Below are 24,052 nucleotides of genomic sequence, written 5' to 3'. Positions count from 1 at the left end.
TAGTAATCAACCGTTGCTATTCATCCAGCTTCTACTATATAATAGCTATAGTCTACAATAATTGAGTCGTAATATGCGATTTTTTAAGACAATCGGTGAGAAAACGCTGAAATAAGCGGTATTAGTAGGAGGACACAAATGATTACAGTAAGTAACGTTAGTTTGCGTTTCGCGGATCGCAAATTATTTGAAGATGTTAACATAAAATTCACGCCAGGTAACTGCTACGGTTTAATCGGAGCAAACGGTGCTGGTAAATCAACATTTCTAAAGATTTTATCTGGAGAAATTGAACCATCAACAGGTGATATACATATTACGCCAGGTGAGCGTCTAGCAGTATTAAAACAGAACCACTTCGAATATGAAGAGTTCCCAGTATTAGAAACAGTAATTATGGGTCACACGCAACTTTACAAAGTAATGCAAGAGAAAAATGCTATTTACATGAAAGAAGACTTTAGTGATGAAGATGGAATGCGTGCTGCAGAACTTGAAGGTGAGTTCGCTGAGCTTAACGGTTGGGAAGCTGAGTCAGAAGCTGCAATCCTTCTAAAAGGTCTTGGTATTGGTGAAGATCTTCATGACAAAAAATTATCAGAATTGACTGGTGCAGAGAAAGTAAAAGTATTACTTGCTCAAGCATTATTCGGTAAACCTGATATTCTATTACTAGATGAGCCTACCAACCACTTGGACTTAAAAGCGATTCAATGGTTAGAAAACTTCTTAATGAACTTTGAAAATACAGTAATCGTTGTATCCCATGACCGTCACTTCTTAAATAAAGTATGTACGCACATGGCTGATCTTGATTTCGGTAAAATTCAACTTTATGTTGGTAACTATGACTTCTGGTATGAGTCAAGCCAATTAGCTTTAAAATTAACACAAGATGCTAATAAGAAAAAAGAAGAGAAAGTAAAAGAGTTACAAAACTTCATTGCACGCTTTAGCTCAAACGCATCTAAAGCGAAACAAGCAACTTCTCGTAAAAAATTATTAGATAAAATTACATTAGATGATATTAGACCATCATCACGTCGTTACCCATTCGTTGGCTTCACACCTGAGCGTGAAATAGGAAATGACTTATTAACTGTTGAAGGCCTTTCTAAAACAATTGATGGCGAAAAAGTGTTAGATAATGTGTACTTCACTTTAAATAAAGGTGATAAAGTTGCATTTATCGGTCGTAACGATATCGCGATGACAACATTATTTAAAATCCTTATGGGTGAAATGGAGCCAGATAGCGGTTCATTCAAATGGGGTGTTACAACATCTCAATCTTACTTCCCAAGAGATAACTCTAAATACTTTGAGAACAGTGACTATAACTTAGTTGATTGGTTACGCCAATTCTCTCCACAAGATGAGTCAGAAAGCTTCTTACGTGGTTTCTTAGGCCGTATGTTATTCTCAGGTGAAGAAGTTAAGAAGAACGTTTCTGTATTATCTGGAGGCGAAAAAGTTCGTTGTATGTTATCTAAAATGATGTTAAGTGGTGCGAACGTAATCACACTTGACGATCCAACGAACCACTTAGACCTTGAGTCTATCACTGCATTAAACAACGGTTTAATTGCTTTCAAAGGTACAATGTTATTCACATCTCATGACCATCAGTTCGTACAAACAATTGCAAACCGCATTATCGAAGTAACACCAAACGGTGTAATCGATAAAGAGGCAACTTACGATGAGTACTTAGAAAATGAAGAGCTTCAAAAACAAGTAGATGCAATGTACAAAGGTCAATAATATATCATGAAAAACTCGCTCTTTTTAGAGCGAGTTTTTTTGTCGAGAAAACATAACACCACTGGTGGGGCAAATGAATAATTATTCAAATATAATATTAATGAACATGAGGATTTTTCATGTACGGAAGAGATGTAATGACTTTAAGATTTAGTTGAAGCAGGGGAATGTAAGGTGAGCAATATAATTAAATAACATTATTTTGTCATGTGAAATATGTACCAAAATTGGAGATAGAATAGTTTGCGAATGAGTTTATAAAGGTATATAGTATGGGATGTCATAATTAGTGGATGAATCTTGGGAGAAAACAGGAAATGTTACAAATTTATTTTGTTAAATAGAAACCAAGGTCAAAATGTTTAAAAAGAAATAGTTGAATAAATACTAGCTTCAAATTATAATTACTAATATTCTTCATATAGTTAAATAAAGATAATCTATTTGAAGAAGAAAATTTGAATAGAGAGACAGACTTATAAAAAATAAGCCTTGGATGATTAAAAGAGGTGGAGAAATGAAACAGTTCTTATTAAAGAGCAAAAGTGTGTTAAGCAATCATTTTGGATTCTTTCTGTTTGCCGTTATTTTATTGTGGCTCAAAACGTATGCAGCCTATGTAACGGAATTTAATTTAGGAATTTCAAACACAATCCAAAAATTCTTGCTGTTTTTCAACCCGCTTAGTTCAGCAGTTCTATTTTTAGGACTTGCATTATTTGCAAAAGGGAAACGATCTTATATTTGGTTAATCGTTATCAACTTGTTATTGTCGATTCTTTTATACGCAAACGTAGTTTACTATCGCTTTTTCAGTGACTTTATTACGTTCCCGACATTAACACAAACGAATAACTTTGGAGATTTAGGTGGTAGTATTCTTGCGTTGCTACATCTTTATGATCCACTATACTTCTTAGACACGATTATATTAATTGTGTTAGTCGCAACAAAATTCGTAAATCCAAAACCAATTCGTGTTGCGAAGCATAAATTATCTCTAGTATTTGTAGCAGGTATTTTATTATTCAGTGTTAACTTAGGTCTTGCAGAATCCGACCGTCCTGAATTATTAACAAGAACATTCGATAGAAATTATATTGTGAAATATTTAGGGGCATACAACTATACAATTTACGATGGTATTCAAAGTGCGAAAGCATCAACAGAACGAGCATTAGCTGATGGGGATAATATGACAGAAGTAAGAAATTATTTAACATCAACTTATGCAAGTCCAAATCCTGAGTATTTCGGTAAAGGAAAGGGAATGAACGTAATTTATATTCATTTAGAGTCATTCCAAAACTTCTTAATCGATTACAAATTAAATGGTCAAGAAGTTACACCGTTCTTAAACTCATTTACAAAAGATGCGAATACACTATACTTTGATAACTTCTTCCATCAAACAGGACAAGGGAAAACATCTGATGCGGAGTTTATGTTAGAGAATTCAATGTTTGGTTTACCGCAAGGTTCTGTCTTTACAACGAAATCTCATAATACGTATCAATCAGCACCAGCTATTTTAGGACAACAAGGATACACATCAGCAGTATTCCACGGTAACTACAAAACATTCTGGAACCGTGACGATATTTATAAATCATTTGGTTTTAATAAATTCTTTGATGCGTCATACTATGATATGAATGAAAAAGATGTAGTAAACTACGGATTAAAAGATAAACCGTTCTTTAATGAATCTATTCCGTTATTACAAACGTTGAAACAACCGTTCTATACGAAGTTTATTACGTTATCGAACCATTTCCCTTATCCAATCGATAAGGCAGAAGCAACGATTGAACCAGCGACAACAGGCGATTCATCAGTAGATACGTACTTCCAAACAGCACGCTATTTAGATGAATCTGTAAAAGGTTTCATCGATTACTTGAAACAATCTGGTTTATATGATAACTCAATTATCGTTATGTACGGAGACCATTACGGTATTTCAGATAATCATAACGCAGCAATGTCAAAAGTAATGGGTAAAGAAATGAACTCATTTGAAAATGCACAGTTACAACGTGTGCCTTTAATCGTTCGTGTACCAGGAGTGAACGGTGGCGTACAACATCAATATGGCGGTGAAATTGACGTTCTTCCTACGTTATTACACTTACTAGGTACAGATACGAAAAACTATGTTCAATTCGGTTCAGATTTATTATCACCAGAGCATAAACAAGTCGTTGCGTTCCGTAACGGTAACTACGTAAGCCCAACTGTTACTGCACTGAACGGCAAATACTATGATACAACAACTGGAAAACCTGTAGAATTTACAGATGAAATAAAGAAAAATGAACAAATGGTTCAAAACTCACTAAAATACTCTGACCAAGTCGTAAATGGTGACTTATTACGATTCTACACACCGGAAGGATTCACTCCAGTAGATCGTTCGAAGTATAACTATAACAATCGTGATAAAAACAAAACGAAGGTAAAAACGACTCCGGAAGGGGAAGCTAAATAAATAATAAAAAGCGTTATTCATATGAATAGCGCTTTTTATTTGTAAATATACCATCATTATTAGACAGAACTAGCTGTTGCTTTTTGTTTTGCCTTTCCGAAGAAAACTACACCGACGATGATAATAATGATAAATGCCCATTTAATGAAAGGGTTACTTTCGAAAAATCCAGCAAACCATTTCTCATCTACAATCATTTTTGCAGCAGTATAAGCTAAAACGGCTGCTCCAATCGTAATGATGACAGGAAAACGATCCACCCATTTTAAAATCAATGTACTGCCCCATACGACTACAGGAATAGAAACTAATAGACCAATGATTACTAAAGAAAAGTTACCATGGGCAGCTCCTGCAACAGCGAGTACATTATCAATGCCCATTAACGCATCAGCGATAATAATGGTTTTAATAGCAGACCAAAATCCTTCTTCGGCTTTAATATCATGATTTTTGCCCTCAGCAATCAACTTGTAAGCGATCCATATAAGAAGTATACCGCCAATTAGGAGTAAACCAGGTATTTTTAATAACCAAACGACAACTAAGGTAGCGAGGGCTCTAATAGCGATTGCCCCGACAGTACCCCATATAATAACTTTTTTTTGTTGGTCTTTCGGTAATCTTCTTGCTGCTAATCCAATTACGATGGCATTATCTCCGGCTAACACTAAATCGATTACAATGATGGCAAGCAAGGCAGACAAATATTCAGATGAGAGAAACTCCATATACATATCACTCCTTATGGTTAATATGTGCTAAAGTGTTGATAATATAAAAAGGGTTGAAATTTTATATTCAATCCATAATTTCTTACTATATTTTGATAAATCTGTTTTAATTTCGTATAAGTCGCTTTTGCAATCTTTTTTGTTTTTCGATTCTTTTTCTTAATTTTCGATTCATCTTTTTAATACGGTTTTCTTTTCTACTATCCCAGTTATCACTTCTGATTTCATTAATAGATGTATCTTCCTTAGCGCGAAAACGCCTTACTTTTTTTACGAAGGAAAGGGGGATGTTGCCGATAACACCTTGTTTTTCTAACGAATCCTCTTTACCTAGACACCAATCAGGATGAGATAATAAATAATCGAAATCAAATATTATCTCGTATTTTTTATCCATATATGTATACCATTCATCTAAAGTACACTTATTTTTTGTATGTAAATATATTGATCCATCAGTCATAGCGCAGCACCAATAGTCAAAATAGCTCCATAGTACCCATTCTTTCGGTACATCTAGTGTTAAAATTACCATTTTTGAATTTGTTCTACCCCAAGCTTTATGATTTCGATTTGGGTAATTATTTGCTTCCCAGACCCAAATAGGATAGTTACCTTCGTAATGAGGCAATCTTGTTTTAGCAACGCGCACCATCCAGTCATATGAATATAAATCGTCTGGATCGATGAATTCTTTATTACTTTCTAAATAACCAAGTTTCTTAAATTGTTTCCAAGCTTCTTCAGTTTGTACTGTATATACGATCATATGGCACCTACTTATTTAAACTAAATTTTAGTATAACATGTGATTTTGAATTTTTATTGATATTAGAGAAGGGGGAATTTGAGTCGAATATACGAGGAGTAATTCCCAAAACGACAAAAAGACTTGATTCCCAGCTAAAGGGAATCAAGTCTTTTCATTACATACGATTATCATGCCAGAAGTTTAATGGGAAATGTTCGTTCTCATTATATGCTTCTAATTCATATCCTTTTTCTTTCAGTCCTTTAATAATTCCAGGTACTGCTTTTACTGATTGTGGATGAATATCATGCATAAGGATAACTTCTGTTGGATTTGTAGCACCATGTAACACGTTCTCTACAATTTTAGCAGATGCAGCATCAACTTGCATTTTGTTGTATTTCCAGTCTAAAGAATCAATTGTCCAATCCCAAACTTTTAAGCCATTTTCTACAACTTTGTTGCGAAGAGCTTCGTTTAATCCTGGCATAGAGCCGTAAGATGGACGAGTTAATACTGGTGATTTACCTAAAACACCAGCGATTAAGCCTTGGTCTTCCTTCATTTCATCTACGTAATGACCTTCTGTGTAAAGTTTCTTGTAGTTATGAGTCATACTGTGCATCCCAACGTAGTGGCCTTCAGCATCTTCGCGTTTTACAAGATCAGGGAAAGCTTTTACGTTTGAACCAATTAGGAAGAATGTTGCTTTTGCATTTTCTTTCTTTAACATATCTAAAAGCTCAGCTGTGTATTTTCCAGGACCATCATCAAATGTTAAATAAGCGACTTTTCTAACTTGCCCGTTATAATGTTTAGGAGCTTCTTTCGGAGCAAGAGATGTTTGAATCTCACTTACAAGTTGAACAGATTTTGCTTCATCCTCTGTACTAGCTAGAGCAGTATGTATTGATCCCAAAGCCGCTTCGTATGTGAATAATACCCCCGCACAAACTAACATAGCCCTTTTTACTAAAGTTGTCATTCGAATTCCATTGTGCATAATTTTCCTTCTCTCTATAAAAGTTCTACTCTACTATATTAGCAATTATAGGTAGGGAAATGCAAAAAAACTTTTTTACAAGTGTAAAAAAGTTTATTCAAAAGTATGCAAGATTTTATATCAATTGCAGTTTTGAAAAATAGGATGAATTTAAACTTTATTATTTAAACTTTCAATCATCAAATTTAAATCTTCTAATAAGGATGCATGCGCTTTTTTAGGAGAACCTGTATCAAAGGGAGGCTGAGGGTCGTATTCTAACATGAGTTGAACTGCTTTGCTTTTTTCATCTCCAAATTCCCAAGCTATTAACTGAAGGGCCATATCAATACCTGCAGATACACCAGCAGCTGTTATAATTTTTTCATGGCGCACGAATCTCTCTTCAGTTGGAATAGCTCCGAGAGAACGAAGTAAGTTAAAACAGCTCCAATGACTAGTAGCATTAACACCATTTAGTAGACCAGTAGCACCTAAGATTAAGGAGCCCGTACATACAGTTGTAGTCCACTTTGTCGTTTTATGTATTTGGAGAATCCAATTAAGAGTTTCTTCATCCTTCATAAGTTGTGTAAAGTTTGGTGGACGACATCCGGGAATAATAAGAATATCTGCTGAAGTAATTTCATTAAAATTGTAATCAGCATGTAAATAGCCCATTTTCGAATCTAATTTTATTAATCCCTTCGTTTTAGCAACAAATTTTATGTTGTTGTTGCTTTCTGCAGCAAATACTTCGTATGGACCAATAGCATCTAATGCAGTAATTCCATCATAGAGCATAATAACGATTTCCATTAAAACCTCTCCTTTATTTGTTACGAATTGAATCTAGTAACGATAAGGAAGATAAAATTATTGAATATTCTTTTATCGTTACTTTAAATATACTATACCCCTAATGTGTATCGCTTAGTGCAACTGTGTCAAAGGTGTGACGAAATCTATGAATAGGTTCATTTATTTTGAAAAGATGTATTCACTTATTTAATGGGTAAAAGTTTAATTTACTTGGAATTTCTATTAAAAACGATATGCAACTTTCACAGAAAGAAGAAATGAAAAATATAGTACTTAGGCTAAAGTCTTAAAACGAAAGGAGACTAATCATACTTTCGTATCATTTCATTTTCGTTCCAATTATTGATTCGAATATTTTTGTTTTTTATTAAAATATTGGTAAAGAAACAATTACATGAAAAAAGGAGTGGGAATATGGATAATTATATTTGCACTACATGTGGAGTACAGTATCCCGAAAATGAAGAAGCACCTTCTCGCTGTAAAATTTGTAATGAGGAAAGACAATATGTTAATCCAATTGGGCAGTCATGGACAACATTAGAAACGATGCAAAATAGCAATTTATACAAAAACGAAATAATAAAAGAAGAAAGCGGTTTGTATAGCATTACTACTAAACCTAAATTTGCGATTGGACAAACAGCATTTTTAATACAAAGTAAAACTCTAAATGTTATGTGGGATTGCATTAGTTATTTAGATGATAAAACGATACAACGTATATATGATTTAGGTGGTATTCAAGCAATAGCACTTTCTCATCCACATTATTACTCTACACAAGTTAAATGGGCGGAAACATTCAATGTACCTATTTATATTCATGAAGATGATAAAGAGTGGGTGGTTCGTCCGAGTAAGCAAATTAAATTTTGGTCTGGGGAGCATCTGATATTATCGGAAGAACTTACATTGCATCGCTTAGGAGGCCATTTTAAGGGGGGAACTGTTATACATTGGAAAGACGGTAATGAAGGGAAAGGCATTTTGTTATCAGGTGATATTATACAAGTAGTTTCGGATCGAAAATGGGTAAGTTTTATGTATAGTTATCCCAATCTCATTCCATTACCAGCGAATAAAGTTAGAGATATGGCAGAGAAGGTAAAAGATATCCAATTTAGTCGACTATATAATGCATTTCATGGTGTGGTGGAAGATGCGAATAAAGCTGTACAAAGATCTGCTGATCGGTATATAAAGGCCCTGCAAGGAGAACTATTTCATACGTAATAGCTTGTAATTCATCTCTACATTTATATAACTAACTTTATATGAATTTTATACTAAAGTCCTATTGTTTATTAACTAATAGGTCTTTCAACTTAGGAAGTTCACACTAATGAGGGATGTTAAAGGGAATATATGTAACCTATACTAATTACTATAAAGCTTTGGAAAATGAAAAGGAGGAGATTTGCATGAAGAATTGGGTTCAATTTAGAATTGCAAGACCAACAGATAAATTTGAAGAAGTGATAAATTTTTATGAAACAGGATTAGGTTTAAAACGTATAGGGGAATTTCACAATCATGAAGGATATGATGGGGTTATGTTTGGCTTACCAGATGAAGAGTATCATTTGGAGTTTACTACACATGTTAATGGAAGTCCATGTCCGGCACCGACAAAAGATAATTTACTAGTTTTTTATATGCCTAATAAAGATGAAATTGAAAAGATAGTGAATCGATTAAGTAATATGGGCTATCATGAGGTGGAACCAGAAAACCCGTATTGGATAGAGAAAGGAACCACAATAGAGGATCCAGATGGTTGGAGAATTGTGCTTATGAATGCATCTGAATAAAGAAACTATTTTCATATGAAATAGAGTGTAACAAAATGATTTAGACATAAATCCCTACAGTGTTTGTAGGGATTTTTATATAAGAAGATCTTATTGAGAGAGTTATTAAAATGTAGAAAGTATTTTGGCTAAGAACAAATGTAATAAACATAATTTATGAAGGAGGTATAAAAGTATGATAGTAAACCATTTTGAAGAGTTTTCTAAACATGTTGGAAATACACTTCTCATGAAATTAAAATGCGAAGAAACGAAGGATCTTTCTATCTATGCTAAATGTGAATGGCATAACCCTACAGGGTCAATTAAGGATAGGGCAGCACTTGGAATGATTAATAAATATTTACAAGAAGCGGACAAAAAACAAAATATTTTAGAGTATAGTGGTGGAAGCTTAGCGAGGTCAATTGGGTGTATTTGTAATTATTTAGGGATTCAATGCACGTTAGTTTTAAGTTCTGGAACCGGTAAATCTCTATTAAATGAACTTGATCGTTATGGTGCTAACGTAATCTTAGTTGATAAATGTAAAGGGTTCTACGCAGTAATTGAGAAAACAATAGAGATTAGCAAACAAAAGACAGAATTATACTTTTTATTCCAACATTATAATAATGCAAATCTAGTAAGTCATATAGAAGGTACAGGGCGAGAAATTATTGCACAAATGAATGGAAAACCAATACATGCATGGGTAGCATCTGCTGGTACTGGTGGGACTCTAATGGGAGTCTATACAGCAATAAAGAATTATACAAAAAATGTTGAACTACATTTAGTAATGCCTGCTGAATTGCCTTATGGTTCGGAACAACCACCAAATGATTTAAAGAAATATGCTGGATCAGGTGGGTTCGGCTTAGGAAGGAAACAACATTTCATAGAACAGGAAGAAAATTTGATAGAAAAACAATGGACTTATTCATATGAAGATACCCTGTATGAAATGGCACGTTTTTACAAAGATACTGGTATAAAAATAGGAACTTCTGCGGCAGCGAATTTATTAGCAGCTAAACAAATTGGGAAAGAAAAAGGTGCGAATTTTAATGTAGTTACAGTTTTTCCGGACGCAGGGTCAATAGAAGAGTGGTCAGATGTAAAAAATTTAGTTGAAAAAATAGGTGATTGAGAGGACCATTAAAAGTTCTTTCGTAGTTTATATCTTATTCTACGCAAAATTGATACCATCAAAAAACTGTATGTTTAACATGTACAGTTTTTTAATGGTATAGCTGTGCAATGTTTAGAAATTTCACATACCGTATTTTAAAAATAAATATAGGAAAAACAAAAAGTAATGTAGAATATATCGTACATACATATATACAGTCAACATAAAAGATAAAGAGGTGGGTATATGTTACTTGAGGAAGTAATGCAGCAACTAGAGGAATATGGAACAGAACAAAATCGAAAAACGTATAAAAACCACGGAGCGAAAGAGCCATTATTCGGAGTTAGTTTTGCGAATCTAAAATTGTTAAAAAAGAAAATAAAAAAAGATCACGATTTAGCAGTTGAACTGTGGGAAACAAAAAATATGGACGCGATGACATTAGCAACTTATATTTTAGACCCGAAGAATATAACAGCAGAACAGCTTAATAGTTGGGTTCAGGATGTTGATTATTACTGTTTAATGGATGTTTTTATGACATCTATATGTACTTCGCCAATTGCAATAGAAAGAATGGAAGAGTGGACAAAGTCTAATGATGAATGGATTGGAAGAGCTGGCTGGTCTTTATTAGCAAATATATCGATTAAAAATAAAGCGTTACATGATGATTTCTTCTCTCCATACTTAGAAGAGATTAAAGAAAATATACATAATGAAAAAAATAGAAAAAAAGAAGCGATGAATAGTGCTTTAATCGCAATAGGAATTCGTAATGAAGACTTAGAGCGACAAGCGATTGAAATCGCACGTGAAATTGGAAAAGTAGAGGTTGATCACGGTACAACATCATGTAAAACACCAGATGCAGAAAGCTATATAAAAAAAGCGAGAGAAAGAGCTGAAAAAAGAAAATGAAATAAGAAAAGAGGAACGGCTATGAAACCCATTGAAGCAGCACAAGGCATAATTACATCACAATTTCCGAATTGTGATGTAGCTTTACTCGGCGGAAGCGTTGCACGAGGAGAAGCGACGAAAACATCTGACCTTGATATTGTAATAGTTGACCAAAGTTTAACTTCTTGTTATAGAGAATCTTTCTATAGTAATGGATGGCCTGTTGAGGTGTTTGTTCATAATTTTACAACATATAAAACCTTTTTCAAAATGGATTGTGATCGAGGGAGACCGTCGTTACCACAATTAGTTTCAGAAGGGGTTGTATTAAAAGGGGAAAAGGAAATTGTTGAGAAATTAAAAAAAGAAGCGAATGATTTACTACATAAAGGACCAGCTAAATGGACCGAAGAAACGATTAAGCAGAAGCGATATTTTATTACGGATACTTTAGATGACTTTATTGGTGCAACAAAAAGAGAAGAAGAATTGTTTATCGCTAATTTATTAGCGGATTTAGTACATGAATATGTATTAAGAGTAAATGGTAGGTGGCTTGGGAGTTCAAAATGGTTTATTAGAGTGCTAAGAAGATATGATGAGCAATATGCAAACAAATTTGTAGCGGCTTTTGATCATTTTTATAAAACGGGAGAGAAAAATGAATTAATTCATTTTATAGAAATGACGTTAGAACAGTATGGTGGAAGAGTGTTCGAAGGATTTTCTATTGGTAAATAAAAAGGGGAGAGAAAAATGAATGTACCATATGTTCAATTAAGAGAATTGACACTAGATGATGTAGAAGATCGCTATCAATGGTCGTTAGATAGCGATGTAACAAAGCATTTAGTCGTACCAGACCAATATCCTCCGTTCACTCGTGGAGATACGAGAATCTGGATTGAAGCTTGTATAAGCCGAAAAAATGGTTATGAACAAAGGGCGATCGTTACTGAGAAAGGTATACATATTGGATGGGTAGACCTTAAAAATTTTGATAAAACAAATAAAAATGCAGAACTAGGAATTGCGATTGGAAATAAAGACTATTGGGGTAAAGGATTTGGAATGGCAGCTCTAAACAGCATGTTACAAATAGGTTTTTCCCAGTTTGAATTGGAGAAAATTTGGTTACGTGTAGATGAAGATAATACACAAGCTAAAAAGAGTTATGAAAATGCCGGATTTGTATGCGAAGGGTTAATGAGAAATGATCGATTGAGACAGGGAAAGTTCATTCATCGCTATCGTTACAGTATATTAAAAGAAGAGTATGAATTAAAAAATAATAACCTATAAAAATATTATGTCAATTAAAAAGGGGAAGATAAAATGATTCGATTACTTACAAAAGCGGATGCAAAACAATATTGGGAGTTACGTTTACAAGCACTACAAGTAAATCCAGAAGCATTTGTAACGACTTATGAAGAAGCAGTACGTCAAGAAAACCCTCTTGAACGCGTTGCTAGTAATCTTTCATCCAACAGTAGTTTTACATTTGGTGCTTTTAATAATGAAAATCGTTTAGTTGGGGTTGTTACTTTATTAACAGAAGAAAAGGACGCATATAAGCATAAAGGGCATATCGTTGCAATGTATGTAGATACTGAAAACCGAAGAAGTGGTCTTGCACGTGATTTAATACGTAAAGCAATTGAAAGGGCAAAAGAGATGAAGCTAGAGCAATTGAATTTAGGGGTTGTGTCAACGAACGAACCAGCCAAACGATTATATGAATCAATGGGATTTAAAACGTACGGAATTGAAAAAAGGGCTATAAAAATGAATGGTGTGTATAGTGATGATGAACATATGGTGTTGTTCTTTTAAGAGATGAAGTTTTGTATGAAAAAGGGGAAAATGCGACTATAAGATGGGGAGTTTGGCATATAGCAGATCATAATCGGTATCATCAAGCACATATAAGTCGATTGAGGAAATTATATAGAGAATATAAACTACATATTCTTTAATTTTTGAATGAACAAACGCCCCTAAATAATAATTAAAGGAGGCGTTTATTTTTATTTGTTTGCTTTTCTTCCCAAGCTATCATTAAATTTTTATGATAATCTTTTGGTTTTTCAATAGAAAACCAGTAAATTGAATGTGCAATAGTTGGTAGCCATCTTTTATGGCGGATTCGTATATTTTCATGGTGAGTATAGTGGGTCGAGATTAAGGTAGATTTTGACCCTTGAAAATTTTGGTATGTAATATCCTTGATTTCATACCAATACACTTTATTCCCATGCAAATCTACTACAATTCCTTCATCATCCCAATAGGAACCTATATCGTTTGCACGTGTTTTCCATAAGGAGAAAAATATTGAAATAATTCCTAGTAAATCAAATTCTTCCATTAAAGATAAAACACTTATTAGAAGGAAAACAACTCCGAAAGAAAGTACAAATAAAATAGATTGTATAGAGGCTCTGTATATTTTCAGTGTTATCACATCCATAGAAGTAACTTATTTTTAAAATTATTTCTGTTTAATGTTTTTATATTAAGTATAATAAATGAATGTATTATTATCCTTTTCATTGCAAGTGAATGGAAAGTGAAATGTAAGTTTGTATGTAGATTTTTCATCGCGTATACTAAAATATATGTTATAGAGATTAAAAATTAAATACAAGGGGTTTTACAATGAAAGCAATTGTTATAGGGATACTGGCATCATTTTTCTTTGCCTTTACCTTTGTTTTAAACCGGGCAATGGACTTAGAAGGTGGAAGCTGGATTTGGAGTGCATCATTACGGTATTATTTTATGGTTCCAATGCTATTACTTATTGTTATGTATAGAGGAAACTTAAAGCAACTCTTTCAATATATGAAAAACAATCCGAAAGAATGGTTAGTATGGAGTATCGTTGGATTTGGTCTCTTTTATGCACCGCTTAGTTTTGCTGGAGCGTTCGGACCAGGTTGGCTCGTTGCATCAACATGGCAAATTACAATCGTTGCAGGGATTTTGTTAACACCATTTTTTGCGGTGGATCCACTACATAAAAAACTTCCGATGAAGGAATTAGTTATGTCGGGTATTATTTTATTCGGTGTTGTTCTCATGCAAGTAGAACATGCTTCTTCATTAGGTATTCGTGAAACCGTTTTATGTGTAGTTCCTGTACTTATTGCAGCATTTGCGTATCCTCTTGGAAATCGAAAAATGATGCAAGTTTGTAAAGGGGAATTAGATGTATTTCAGCGAGTACTCGGTATGACATTAGCAAGTTTACCATTTTGGTTTTTATTATCTGGTTACGAAGTATCAACTAGCGGATTACCGTCAAGTAACCAAGTTTTTCAATGTTTTATTGTAGCAGTTAGTTCTGGGTTAATCGCGACAATATTATTTTTCTTTGCAACAGATCTTGTGAAAGATGATCCACAAAAACTAGCAACAGTGGAAGCGACGCAGTCTGGTGAAGTTTTATTTGCGCTAGTAGGAGAGCTGATCTGGTTATCTGCACCAATTCCGTCATCTTTATCTTGGGTTGGTATGAGTCTCGTTATTATTGGAATGATACTTCATAGTTATGTGGCTGTCGTTGTAAAAAAAGAAGAAAAAATAACGGCGTAATGAGATTAGCTCTTTTTATTAAGAGTTAGTCTTTTTTCATAGAAAGGGATGAAAATATGAATTTACAGCGTGTTGAACAAATTGAAAAAGATTCAATATTAAATGTGCTACAATATGCCGTCGGTCCAAATGAAATAAGCTTAAAGAAGGCAGTAATATTTTATCAAAGTAATAAAGGGACTTTGTACAAATATGAAGAAAAAGCTTGTATAGGTATTGAAGTAATCGGAGCAACTAAAGCACGAGTATGTCATATAGCAGTGGCTTCAGATTATCGTCAAAAAGGAATTGCACTGCAAATGATTAAAGAAGTGGTAAGGATATATCAATTGACTTATATAGAAGCAGAGACAGATGATGGGGCGGTAGAATTTTATAAAAGAATTGGTTTTCAAGTTAAAAGTTTAGGAGAAAAATATACGGGAATCGAAAGATTTCATTGTTATTTGGAAAAATAGTATAAAAATATGCATATGGAGTATAGCTTGAAAAAATAAGATTTACATTTTTCTTCATTTGAAAAAACTCTCGCTCATCATTATCTACGATTTTAATAGAGTTTTGAGGCTTCAGTACACCCATATATATATTTTTGTAGTAATGAATATGATTAAGTTAAAAATTAAGAAAAATATGATAATATATTTATATAAAAGTTTAAATTTACGTGGCTAGTGAGGGAACCAATATGAAAATGAATGAAATAGTAGCAAGCACACAATTTCCAAATACAATCGAAACAATAACAAAAGATTTAAAAGCATTAGGAATCGAAAAAGGAATGACAATTATCGTTCATTCATCACTAAGTTCTATCGGATGGATATCTGGTGGTGCGGTTGCTGTAGTAGAAGCATTAATGAAAGTTGTTACGGAAGAAGGAACGATAATAATGCCAACGCAATCTTCGGATTTGTCTGATCCGAAACATTGGTCAAGACCACCTGTACCGGAAGACTGGTGGCAAATTATCCGAGATAACGTCCCTGCATTTGATTCACGTATAACCCCAACAAGGGGAATGGGTGAAATAGTTGAATGTTTTCGTACATATCCGAATGTAGTACGTAGTAATCATCCGTTAGGAAGTTTTGCTGCATGGGGAAAACATGCAGTAGAAATAACAATGAACCATTCATTATCAATGAGCTTTGGAGAAGAATCTCCATTAAGAAAAATATACGATTTAGACGGGTACGTATTATTAATTGGTGTTGGATATGATTCAAATACGTCTGTTCATTTATCCGAGGTGCGTACTGGTGCATGTGAGTTAATACAAGTAGGAGCACCTATTATAGAAAACGGTGAAAGAGTGTGGAAAGAGTTTGTTGAAATGGATTACGAATCTGAGAAGTTTGTAGAAATTGGTGTTGAGTTTGAGCGAAAAGGAACTGTAAAAAATGGGAAGATAGGGAATGCAACGTGTCGTCTAATGAAACAGCGTGATATAGTTGACTTTGGAACAGAATGGTTTCGTAAGAAAAATTAGTAAGGGATGGTTACAATGAAAGGGAAAAAGGTATTAATTACGAGCGGTGGTTGTCTAGAAAAATGGGATCAAGTACGCGGGCATACGAATATGGCTAAAGGTACAATCGGAAGGATAATCGCAGAAGAACTTCTAGCTAAAGGGGCACATGTTATATATTTACACGGTTATTTTGCGGAGAAACCGAGCGATGTACATAGAGGGTTAGAATTACATCCATTTGAAGGGATTGTTGATTTACAAGATAAAATGAAAAGTATCATCACACATGAAAAGGTTGATGCGGTTATTATGGCAGCGGCTGGATCAGATTGGATTGTGGAGAAGATCTGTGATCAAGATGGTAATGTTCTTAATATGAACGGAAAAATTTCAAGTGATATTGCACCGATTATTCACTTTCAAAAGGCTCCAAAAGTATTAAAACAAATAAAAGAATGGGACCCAGAAACAGTACTTATTGGTTTTAAACTTGAAAGTGATTTAAATGAAGAAGAACTGTTTGAAAGAGCGAAAAATAGAATGAAAGAAGCAAGGGCGAATGTAATGATTGCGAATTCACCACATTCTTTATATTCGCGCGGAGCTGTGCATTATGTAATTGGACAAGATGGTAAAGGGAAGTTGTGTAATGGGAAAGATGAAACAGCGAAAGAAATTGTCAAAAGCTTAGAGGTATTATGTAATCGTGTCACTGCTTTTTAAAATTAAGTTTTTAGATAAGAATGAATCCGCATAGTAATAAGTAAGCGAAACTTTAATTGGTGGGAATTTTACTTTTACACGAATGTGAAGCGTATATCAATCAAGAGCTATACACAGAATAATTGGTGAGGAGTGGATTCTATGGAACATTTATTAAAGCAAGCTATTAAACTTAGAAACGAAAAGAAATATGCGCAGTCTAAAGAGATGCTTATAGGATTAACAAACTTTACAAAGGATGCAGAAGTACTGTATCAGTGTGCGTGGATACATGATGTAATGGGGCTAGAAACAGAAGCAGTTCCGTATTATGAGCAGGCAATCGCAAATGGACTTGATGGCGAATCCCTTTGCGGTGCTTATATTGGTCTAGGAAGTACATATCGTTGTATAGGGGAATATGAAAAGGCAATTACAGTATTAGAAGCTGGGGTGAAAAAATTCCCAGAGAACGATCCGATGAAAGTATTTTTATCATTAGCAAAATATAACGTAAACGATCACGAGTCAGCGATGAAATTATTACTTGAAACTGTCGTGAAAGTAGAGGAAGTAAAAGAATTTGAACGTGCCATTTCATTTTATAAAGACCACTTAAATGAGGTTTTTAAATAAAGGAGTGAACGTATGAATGTTACACTATCGCGAAGGCGAAAAGGTATTTGGATTGGACTCGTCTCTTTAATTATGCTATCAAACTATTTATTGTATGCTCTTCCAATAGTACCAGCTGCGCCGAAAGAAGTTGTACTTGGGTCATTATTAGATTGCATGTTTGTCATTCCAATCATCACGTATTTCTTCATTATTCGAAAAAGGTACTCGTTAACGTATATAGTTCCTGTTGTAATAGCTGGTTATATTTTTGCAAGATTTATTATTCCAAGTGACTATTTACAAGATTTTTCATACGTTTCTTATATTATAGTTGCAGGAGAAATTGCTTTTGTATGTTTAGAGTTATTCCTTCTATATAAAATTGTTAGAAAGCTTCCTACCATAATAAAAAAATATAAAGAATATAAAAGTGAGTACTCTTCATTTTCTTATGCAATTGATGCTGCGTTTGACGCTACTATGAAAAGAAATAAATTAATAGATATCATTGTAACGGAGTGTAAGTTAATCTATTATGCATTTTTATCGTGGCGTGAAAAAGTACCAGAAGGTGAATACGTATACTCATATCACAAAAAGACTGGTGCAATAGGTGTATATATCATGATCATCCATGCGACCTTAATAGAAAGTATTGGTTTTCATTATTTGCTACACCAGTGGAATCCAGTAATAGCATGGATTTTACTTATTTTAAATGTATACGCGATGATTTATTTTATAGCTGAAATACAAGCGATGCGTAAAAATCCACTTATCGTAACAGAAGAACAAGTAATCATTCAAATTGGATTAGGAAAGAAAATTGTTATACCATTTACACAAATTGATAATATTGCGTTTTACAAGGATGAATTGCTAACGGCAAAAGAAGGGAAACAGGTATTGGATGCAACTGTTATGGAGTTCATAAAAGAACCTGCTACTTTTGAAATAACATTAAAAGAGCCAGTGAAAGCACAGTTGTTATATGGATTTTCTAAAACAGTAAGTCGTGTGCACTTAAATGTTGATGAAGAACGAAAATTTTATGATGCGGTTAAGGAAAAGTTAAAACATGAGTAATAGTGCTGTTAGTTACATAAAAACAAATGAGTTTCCGTTAGAAGTGAAAAAATATGAAACATGGATAGTGAAAAACTCTTTCTAAATAAGAAGGAGTTTTTCTTGTGTACTTGTATAAATCATTATATAAAGAAGTATATAATTGAGGATAGAACTAGTATGAGGGGAAACAAAATAATGAATAAGTTACTTACATCGAAAAGTGAAATTATAGAAAGAAAAATCCGGTATAACTCAACAATAGTAGATCACAATTGTTTATTACTTGAAAAGCAATCACAAAGTATCGTTTTATTTCACGAGGTGCAGTATTCATTTACAATGACTGCAAAAGATACTAAGTTAACAATCCCAAAAGGAAGTTATACAATCGCATATTATTGGAAAGATCGTCCGTACAATTTATACGTATGGAGAGATATAAAAGGGAAGTATTTAGGTTCCTATTTTAATATCGTAAAAAACACACAAATAAAAGGAGAAGTGGTTTCCTTCGAAGATTTAATCATCGATATTATGGTACTTCCAAATGGAGAATACTTCCTATTAGATGAGGATGAATTACCAGAACCATTAGGAAATTTCGAAGGTGGTTATGTGAACGAAGCTCTTCATTTATTAACGGATACAATTAAAACGTTCCTTCCAAAAATAATAAAAGGGACTGCTGATATCTTTAAAAATAAATAATGTTCGCTAAAACCTAGTTGACTTATCGGAAATATTTGTATAATATGTACTTAATTCCATAACGTATTGCTGATTGGAGAAACCAAAGGCATTTTATCTGTTGATAAAATGCCTTTGGTTTTTTTATTGCACAAATACTGAATCTGTTCATTTATATGAATCATTTTAAGGAGGAGAAGAAATGACTGTTTCAATTGATGGGGTATCAAAATATTTTTTGAAACAAACTGGTACTGTTCAAGTATTAGAGAATATTAATTTTCAATTAGAGAAAGGGGATTTTGTTACAGTAATTGGTCCGAGTGGGTGCGGAAAAAGTACATTACTAAAAATTGTTGCAGGTCTAGATAATGATTTTGAAGGTGAAGTTATTATTGACGGGGAGCCTATCTTAAAAACGAGCAAGAAACAAGGTTTTATTTTTCAAGAGCATAGGCTTTTTCCATGGTTAACAGTTGAAGAAAATATAGCGGCAGATTTGTCGTTAAAAGATAAGTATGTGAAAGATAAGGTGAGAGAATGGGTTGAAATCGTTCGGTTAGATGGCTTTGAAAAATCGTATCCGAAAGAAATTTCAGGCGGGATGTCACAACGTGTTGCGATAGCGAGAGCGTTATTAAGAGATCCGAATGTATTATTACTTGATGAACCTTTTGGAGCGCTGGATGCTTTTACTCGAAGTCATTTACAAGAAGTATTGCTGAATATTTGGGAGCAGAAGAAAACAACAATGATATTCGTTACACATGATATAGACGAAGCGATATATCTTTCAAACCGAATTATCATTATGAGTGCAAAACCAGGGAAAATACATAAAGTGATTGAAAATAATTTGCCTTATCCGCGAAATAAAACTTCTCAATCGTTCCAACAACTTCGAACGAAAGTATTACAGCAGTTTGAATATGGAGGGTTGATTCAAACAAGTATATAGGAAAAGGGTGATTTTATATGTATAAAAAATTTAAAATTCTTTCTTTTGCTTTAGCTATATCAGTATTTTTATTAGGATGTGAAAAAAGTACAGTAAGTAGTAAGAAAGAAGATGTAACAATACAAATTGGTATACAGCAAGGATTAAGCCCGCTATTACTAGCAAAGAAAAAGGGATGGTTTGAAGAGGAGTTTAAAAAAGAAGGAGTTAAAGTGAAATGGACAGAGTTCCAAAGTGGACCTCCTTATTTTGAAGCAATCGCATCAAACCGGTTAGACTTTGGTGAAGTAGGGAATTCTCCAGTCATTTCAGCGCAAGCAGCAGGTATTGGATTTACCGAAATCGCCAATACAAGTTATGCGAGAAAAGGAACTGGAATTCTCGTTCAAAAAGATAGCAAGATTGCGAGTGTAAAAGATTTAAAAGGTAAAAAAATTGCAGTAGCAAAAGGAAGTAGTGCCTTTAATTTATTATATAGAGCGCTTGATAAAGAAGGTATTGATGCAAAAGATGTAAATGTCATTCAATTACAACCAGATGAAGCGCAGCCTGCATTCGAATCAGGATCAGTAGATGCATGGACGATTTGGGACCCTTTCATATCATTACATACGTTAAATAAAGGTGCGAAGGTGATTGCAGACGGTGAAACATTAAATGTCTCTTCACCAGAATTTTTAATTACGAGGACAAAATTTGCGAAAGAACATCCAGAATTAGTTGAGAAATTCCTCAAAGTTTATGAGAAAGCACGTGTATGGCAAGAGGCTAACTTAGATGAAGCAATAAAAGTGTACACTTCTGTAAAAAAGATAGATGAAGAGATTGTAAAAGAAGTGTTTAATCACGACAAACCAATTTTAGTTCCGGTAACGAAGGAAATAATAGCAGAACAACAAAAGACAGCGGATTTTCAATATAAGCTCGGTTCTATAAAGAAAGAAATTAAGACGGAAAAAGTTGTAGATAATTCTTTCGTAGAAAAAGCATTGAAAGCGAAGTGAAAAGAGGTTTTGTAAAGTGGAAAATACGAAAGCTGTTATGAAACCAGCGAGTATAACGATTAAGAAAAATGGCATAAAGAAGGTACGAAAGTTAAATGTAAAAGTTTTAGTAAGGGCGATTACTATACCGGTTATTATATTAATAATTTGGCAGTTGGCTGGCGTATTCGGTCTTGTTTCTAAAACAGTTTTACCAACACCATTAGATATTTTTCTAGCTTTCCAAGAGCTTATTAAAACAGGAGAGTTATTCGGCCATTTAAGTATTAGTGTATTCAGGGCTGCGGCTGGTTTCTTTATTGGTGGGGGCTTAGGAATCATTTTAGGAACAATTGTTGGATTTTCAACGAGAAGTGAGCAATATTTAGACCCATCTGTGCAAATGTTAAGAACTGTACCTCATTTAGCTGTTGCGCCGCTTTTTGTATTATGGTTCGGTTTTGGTGAAACATCGAAAGTGTTATTAATTGCAGATGGTGCATTTTTTCCTTTATACGTAAACGCATTTTTAGGTATTAGAGGTGTGGATTCAAAGTTATTTGATGTTGCGAGAGTGTTAGAGTTTAGCAAAAGAAAACTAATTACGAAACTAATTTTACCATCTGCATTGCCTAACCTTTTACTAGGAGCAAGGTTATCGTTAGGTGTTGCATGGGTGAGTTTAGTAGTAGCAGAACTTATGGGATCTACAGAAGGTATTGGTTATATGATTATGGATGCAAGGCAATTTTCAAATACAGATATCGTATTTGTCGGCATAATTATCTTTGCATTTGTTGGGAAGTTTTCTGACTCTCTAGTACGTTTACTAGAAGTGAAGTTTTTAAGATGGCGAGATAATTTTAAAGGTGAGACTGGGAATTAACATATAAATTATTAGGGGTAATTTATATAGAATTTGTTAGTATACGTTTCAAAATAAATAAGGGATGTGTAAAGGTATGGAATTATTATGGTTTATTCCGGCTTATGGAGATGGTCGATATTTAGGAACGACAAAACGAGGAAGAGCAGCTGAATATGGTTATTATAAGCAAGTTGCTGCGGCAGCTGATTATTTAGGATATACGGGTGTTTTACTTCCAACTGGTCAAGGATGTGAAGACCCTTGGGTGTTAGCTTCAGCTCTTGCTGCTGAAACAGAAAAACTAAAATTCTTAGTAGCAGTGAGACCAGGACTAATGTCACCTACAGTTGCAGCGAGGATGGCATCTACATTTGATAGAATTTCAGATGGGAGACTACTTATTAATGTAGTAGCTGGAGGAGATCCAGTTGAACTACAAGGAGATGGATTATATCTTGAGCATGATGAAAGATACGAAGCAGCGGATGAATTTTTAAAAGTTTGGAAATCGACATTGCAAGGTGAAACGATCTCTTTAGAAGGAAAACATATTCAAGTTACAGATAGTAAAGTTGTATTCCCGCCAGTTCAAACACCATATCCTCCTATATATTTCGGAGGATCATCAGCTGCTGGAAAAGAAGTAGCAGCTGAACATAGTGATGTATATTTAACGTGGGGAGAGCCACCAGAGCAAGTGAAAGAGAAAATAGAAGAAGTAAGAAAACTTGCAGAAGAGAAGGGGCGTACAGTACGATTTGGCATTAGATTACACGTAATTGTAAGAGAAACAGAAGAAGAAGCGTGGGAAGAGGCAGAACGTTTAATTCAATATGTGGATAATGAAACAATTGAGCTTGCTCAAAAGACATTTGCAAGATATGATTCGGTTGGTCAAAAGAGGATGACACATTTAAATAAAGGTACGAGAGAGTCGTTAGAGATAAGCCCTAATTTATGGGCTGGAATCGGACTTGTAAGAGGTGGGGCAGGTACTGCACTTGTAGGCGATCCGCATACAGTAGCAGAAAGGATAAAAGAATATGAATCGTTAGGAATTGATACGTTTGTTTTATCAGGATATCCGCATTTAGAAGAAGCGTATGAGGTCGCAGAATTGTTATTCCCATTATTGAAAGACGAGAAGAAAGAAGAAAATAAAATTGTTGGTGAAATGATTGCTGATGCATATGCATTAAAAAAATAGTGAGAAATAAAGTTTCACATATTTATTGCTTTATTTTGTTCACTGCCTGTTAATACGGGATAAAAAACCCGCAAGTTATTCGCTTGCGGGTTTTCATCGTAAATTATTAGAAAATATGGTAAAATTAAAGGGTAACTTAAGGTGCGGTTGGTTGTTCAATTATCACTTCTCCGAGTAGGAGGGGGGTGATAATACGTGAGTGAAATAGCGTTGCTACTGCAAGGTGGACTGTTTCTCGTTGCATTGTTAACGTTCGTCGTCGTTTTAATAGACAAGCTCAAAAAATAACAACCCACCTATGCTTATAGAATGTGGGTTGTTTTGTTTGTAAGAAACAAATAGGATAAATGAACAATCCAATCTGCTAAGTTACGTGGACTAGTGTGTAGCCGCACACTAGTCTTTTTTATTTATATACAATTTATAATTGGTTTATGTGATTGTATTGTTCTTTTCATACTCATTATAACACAGTGTCTTTTCATCAAGAAAGGAGACCGTATGTTCTG

26 protein-coding genes and 1 pseudogene are annotated in these 24,052 nt (G+C 34.0%); 22 read left to right on the top strand and 5 right to left on the bottom strand.

What is annotated here, in order from left to right; translation table 11 throughout:
- Positions 1-138 precede the first annotated feature (138 nt).
- On the top strand, positions 139-1,764 hold the full coding sequence (locus AC1Q8M_RS10935; protein ID WP_000633860.1) for an ABC-F family ATP-binding cassette domain-containing protein: 1,626 nt from the start codon (positions 139-141) through the stop codon (positions 1,762-1,764).
- A gap of 517 nt (positions 1,765-2,281) precedes the next feature.
- On the top strand, positions 2,282-4,255 hold the full coding sequence (gene ltaS / locus AC1Q8M_RS10930; protein ID WP_098366110.1) for a lipoteichoic acid synthase: 1,974 nt from the start codon (positions 2,282-2,284) through the stop codon (positions 4,253-4,255).
- A gap of 59 nt (positions 4,256-4,314) precedes the next feature.
- Here the strand turns inward: ltaS and AC1Q8M_RS10925 are convergent, their stop codons facing one another.
- From AC1Q8M_RS10925 to AC1Q8M_RS10910, 4 genes are all read right to left on the bottom strand, one after another.
- The gene (locus AC1Q8M_RS10925) at positions 4,315-4,986 is read right to left on the bottom strand and encodes a TerC family protein (RefSeq protein WP_000395169.1); all 672 of its coding nucleotides are present in this window, start codon (positions 4,984-4,986) and stop codon (positions 4,315-4,317) included.
- 109 nt (positions 4,987-5,095) lie between these two features.
- On the bottom strand, positions 5,096-5,758 hold the full coding sequence (locus AC1Q8M_RS10920) for a DUF3841 domain-containing protein (protein WP_000637719.1): 663 nt from the start codon (positions 5,756-5,758) through the stop codon (positions 5,096-5,098).
- A gap of 157 nt (positions 5,759-5,915) precedes the next feature.
- Positions 5,916-6,743, bottom strand: a complete 828-nt coding sequence (locus AC1Q8M_RS10915; protein WP_000551446.1) for a peptidoglycan-N-acetylglucosamine deacetylase — start codon at positions 6,741-6,743, stop codon at positions 5,916-5,918.
- Positions 6,744-6,893: 150 nt separating this feature from the next.
- Positions 6,894-7,541 (bottom strand): DJ-1/PfpI family protein, encoded by a 648-nt coding sequence (locus AC1Q8M_RS10910; protein WP_000407025.1) that lies wholly within the window; start codon positions 7,539-7,541, stop codon positions 6,894-6,896.
- Positions 7,542-7,958: 417 nt separating this feature from the next.
- Here AC1Q8M_RS10910 and AC1Q8M_RS10905 point away from each other — a divergent pair, with 417 nt between their 5' ends.
- From AC1Q8M_RS10905 to AC1Q8M_RS10870, 8 genes and pseudogenes are all read left to right on the top strand, one after another.
- Positions 7,959-8,780 (top strand): MBL fold metallo-hydrolase, encoded by an 822-nt coding sequence (locus AC1Q8M_RS10905; protein WP_000371021.1) that lies wholly within the window; start codon positions 7,959-7,961, stop codon positions 8,778-8,780.
- A 188-nt stretch (positions 8,781-8,968) separates the two neighbouring features.
- A complete protein-coding gene (locus AC1Q8M_RS10900) occupies positions 8,969-9,358 on the top strand; it encodes a VOC family protein (protein WP_000800663.1) in 390 nt (129 codons plus the stop codon).
- Positions 9,359-9,533: 175 nt separating this feature from the next.
- Positions 9,534-10,490: a pyridoxal-phosphate dependent enzyme gene (locus tag AC1Q8M_RS10895; RefSeq protein WP_098361024.1), complete on the top strand. Its 957-nt coding sequence runs from the start codon at positions 9,534-9,536 to the stop codon at positions 10,488-10,490.
- Between the two features lie 228 nt (positions 10,491-10,718).
- Entirely contained in the window at positions 10,719-11,396 is a 678-nt protein-coding gene (locus AC1Q8M_RS10890; RefSeq protein WP_075720274.1) for a DNA alkylation repair protein, read from the top strand.
- Positions 11,397-11,417: 21 nt separating this feature from the next.
- Positions 11,418-12,119: a nucleotidyltransferase domain-containing protein gene (locus AC1Q8M_RS10885; protein WP_075720276.1), complete on the top strand. Its 702-nt coding sequence runs from the start codon at positions 11,418-11,420 to the stop codon at positions 12,117-12,119.
- A 15-nt stretch (positions 12,120-12,134) separates the two neighbouring features.
- Positions 12,135-12,680: a GNAT family N-acetyltransferase gene (locus AC1Q8M_RS10880; RefSeq protein WP_075720278.1), complete on the top strand. Its 546-nt coding sequence runs from the start codon at positions 12,135-12,137 to the stop codon at positions 12,678-12,680.
- A 33-nt stretch (positions 12,681-12,713) separates the two neighbouring features.
- Complete coding sequence (locus AC1Q8M_RS10875) at positions 12,714-13,214, top strand: GNAT family N-acetyltransferase (protein WP_000620322.1); 501 nt, start codon at positions 12,714-12,716, stop codon at positions 13,212-13,214.
- Positions 13,211-13,357 (top strand): annotated as a pseudogene (locus AC1Q8M_RS10870) (DinB family protein); the annotation flags it as partial. The gene AC1Q8M_RS10875 and the pseudogene AC1Q8M_RS10870, both read left to right, overlap by 4 nt.
- A 32-nt stretch (positions 13,358-13,389) precedes the next feature.
- Here AC1Q8M_RS10870 and AC1Q8M_RS10865 read toward each other — a convergent pair.
- Positions 13,390-13,749, bottom strand: coding sequence for a hypothetical protein (locus tag AC1Q8M_RS10865; protein ID WP_000390803.1), 360 nt, complete (start codon positions 13,747-13,749; stop codon positions 13,390-13,392).
- Between the two features lie 290 nt (positions 13,750-14,039).
- On the opposite strand from AC1Q8M_RS10865, the gene AC1Q8M_RS10860 reads away from it, so the two are divergent.
- The 12 genes from AC1Q8M_RS10860 (at position 14,040) to AC1Q8M_RS10805 (ending at position 23,831) form a co-directional block, all read left to right on the top strand.
- The gene (locus AC1Q8M_RS10860; RefSeq protein WP_098400288.1) at positions 14,040-14,978 is read left to right on the top strand and encodes a DMT family transporter; all 939 of its coding nucleotides are present in this window, start codon (positions 14,040-14,042) and stop codon (positions 14,976-14,978) included.
- A gap of 56 nt (positions 14,979-15,034) precedes the next feature.
- Positions 15,035-15,436, top strand: coding sequence for a GNAT family N-acetyltransferase (locus AC1Q8M_RS10855; protein WP_001053320.1), 402 nt, complete (start codon positions 15,035-15,037; stop codon positions 15,434-15,436).
- A gap of 230 nt (positions 15,437-15,666) precedes the next feature.
- The gene (locus AC1Q8M_RS10850; protein WP_000783341.1) at positions 15,667-16,470 is read left to right on the top strand and encodes an AAC(3) family N-acetyltransferase; all 804 of its coding nucleotides are present in this window, start codon (positions 15,667-15,669) and stop codon (positions 16,468-16,470) included.
- Positions 16,471-16,485: 15 nt separating this feature from the next.
- A complete protein-coding gene (locus AC1Q8M_RS10845; protein ID WP_000676727.1) occupies positions 16,486-17,175 on the top strand; it encodes a phosphopantothenoylcysteine decarboxylase domain-containing protein in 690 nt (229 codons plus the stop codon).
- 141 nt (positions 17,176-17,316) lie between these two features.
- Positions 17,317-17,790, top strand: coding sequence for a tetratricopeptide repeat protein (locus AC1Q8M_RS10840; protein WP_000400637.1), 474 nt, complete (start codon positions 17,317-17,319; stop codon positions 17,788-17,790).
- Between the two features lie 12 nt (positions 17,791-17,802).
- Entirely contained in the window at positions 17,803-18,858 is a 1,056-nt protein-coding gene (locus AC1Q8M_RS10835) for a hypothetical protein (RefSeq protein ID WP_001103387.1), read from the top strand.
- A gap of 177 nt (positions 18,859-19,035) precedes the next feature.
- Positions 19,036-19,548 (top strand): ribonuclease FAU-1 family protein, encoded by a 513-nt coding sequence (locus AC1Q8M_RS10830; RefSeq protein ID WP_001037890.1) that lies wholly within the window; start codon positions 19,036-19,038, stop codon positions 19,546-19,548.
- 181 nt (positions 19,549-19,729) lie between these two features.
- Positions 19,730-20,485, top strand: a complete 756-nt coding sequence (locus AC1Q8M_RS10825) for an ABC transporter ATP-binding protein (protein ID WP_000218578.1) — start codon at positions 19,730-19,732, stop codon at positions 20,483-20,485.
- Between the two features lie 17 nt (positions 20,486-20,502).
- Positions 20,503-21,489: an aliphatic sulfonate ABC transporter substrate-binding protein gene (locus AC1Q8M_RS10820; protein ID WP_098400287.1), complete on the top strand. Its 987-nt coding sequence runs from the start codon at positions 20,503-20,505 to the stop codon at positions 21,487-21,489.
- 16 nt (positions 21,490-21,505) lie between these two features.
- Positions 21,506-22,354 (top strand): ABC transporter permease, encoded by an 849-nt coding sequence (locus AC1Q8M_RS10815; RefSeq protein WP_000432135.1) that lies wholly within the window; start codon positions 21,506-21,508, stop codon positions 22,352-22,354.
- Positions 22,355-22,430: 76 nt separating this feature from the next.
- A complete protein-coding gene (gene ssuD, locus AC1Q8M_RS10810; RefSeq protein WP_000422252.1) occupies positions 22,431-23,543 on the top strand; it encodes an FMNH2-dependent alkanesulfonate monooxygenase in 1,113 nt (370 codons plus the stop codon).
- Positions 23,544-23,738: 195 nt separating this feature from the next.
- Positions 23,739-23,831 carry a putative holin-like toxin gene (locus AC1Q8M_RS10805; protein ID WP_001289320.1) on the top strand — a complete coding sequence of 31 codons (93 nt, stop codon included), beginning with the start codon at positions 23,739-23,741 and terminating at the stop codon, positions 23,829-23,831.
- Positions 23,832-24,052 lie beyond the last annotated feature (221 nt).

It is taken from the genome of Bacillus sp. GW823-FHT06A10 (assembly GCF_058795375.1).
Note: the sequence above shows the minus strand (reverse complement) of the source record. Positions and strands in the feature narration are given on the sequence as shown.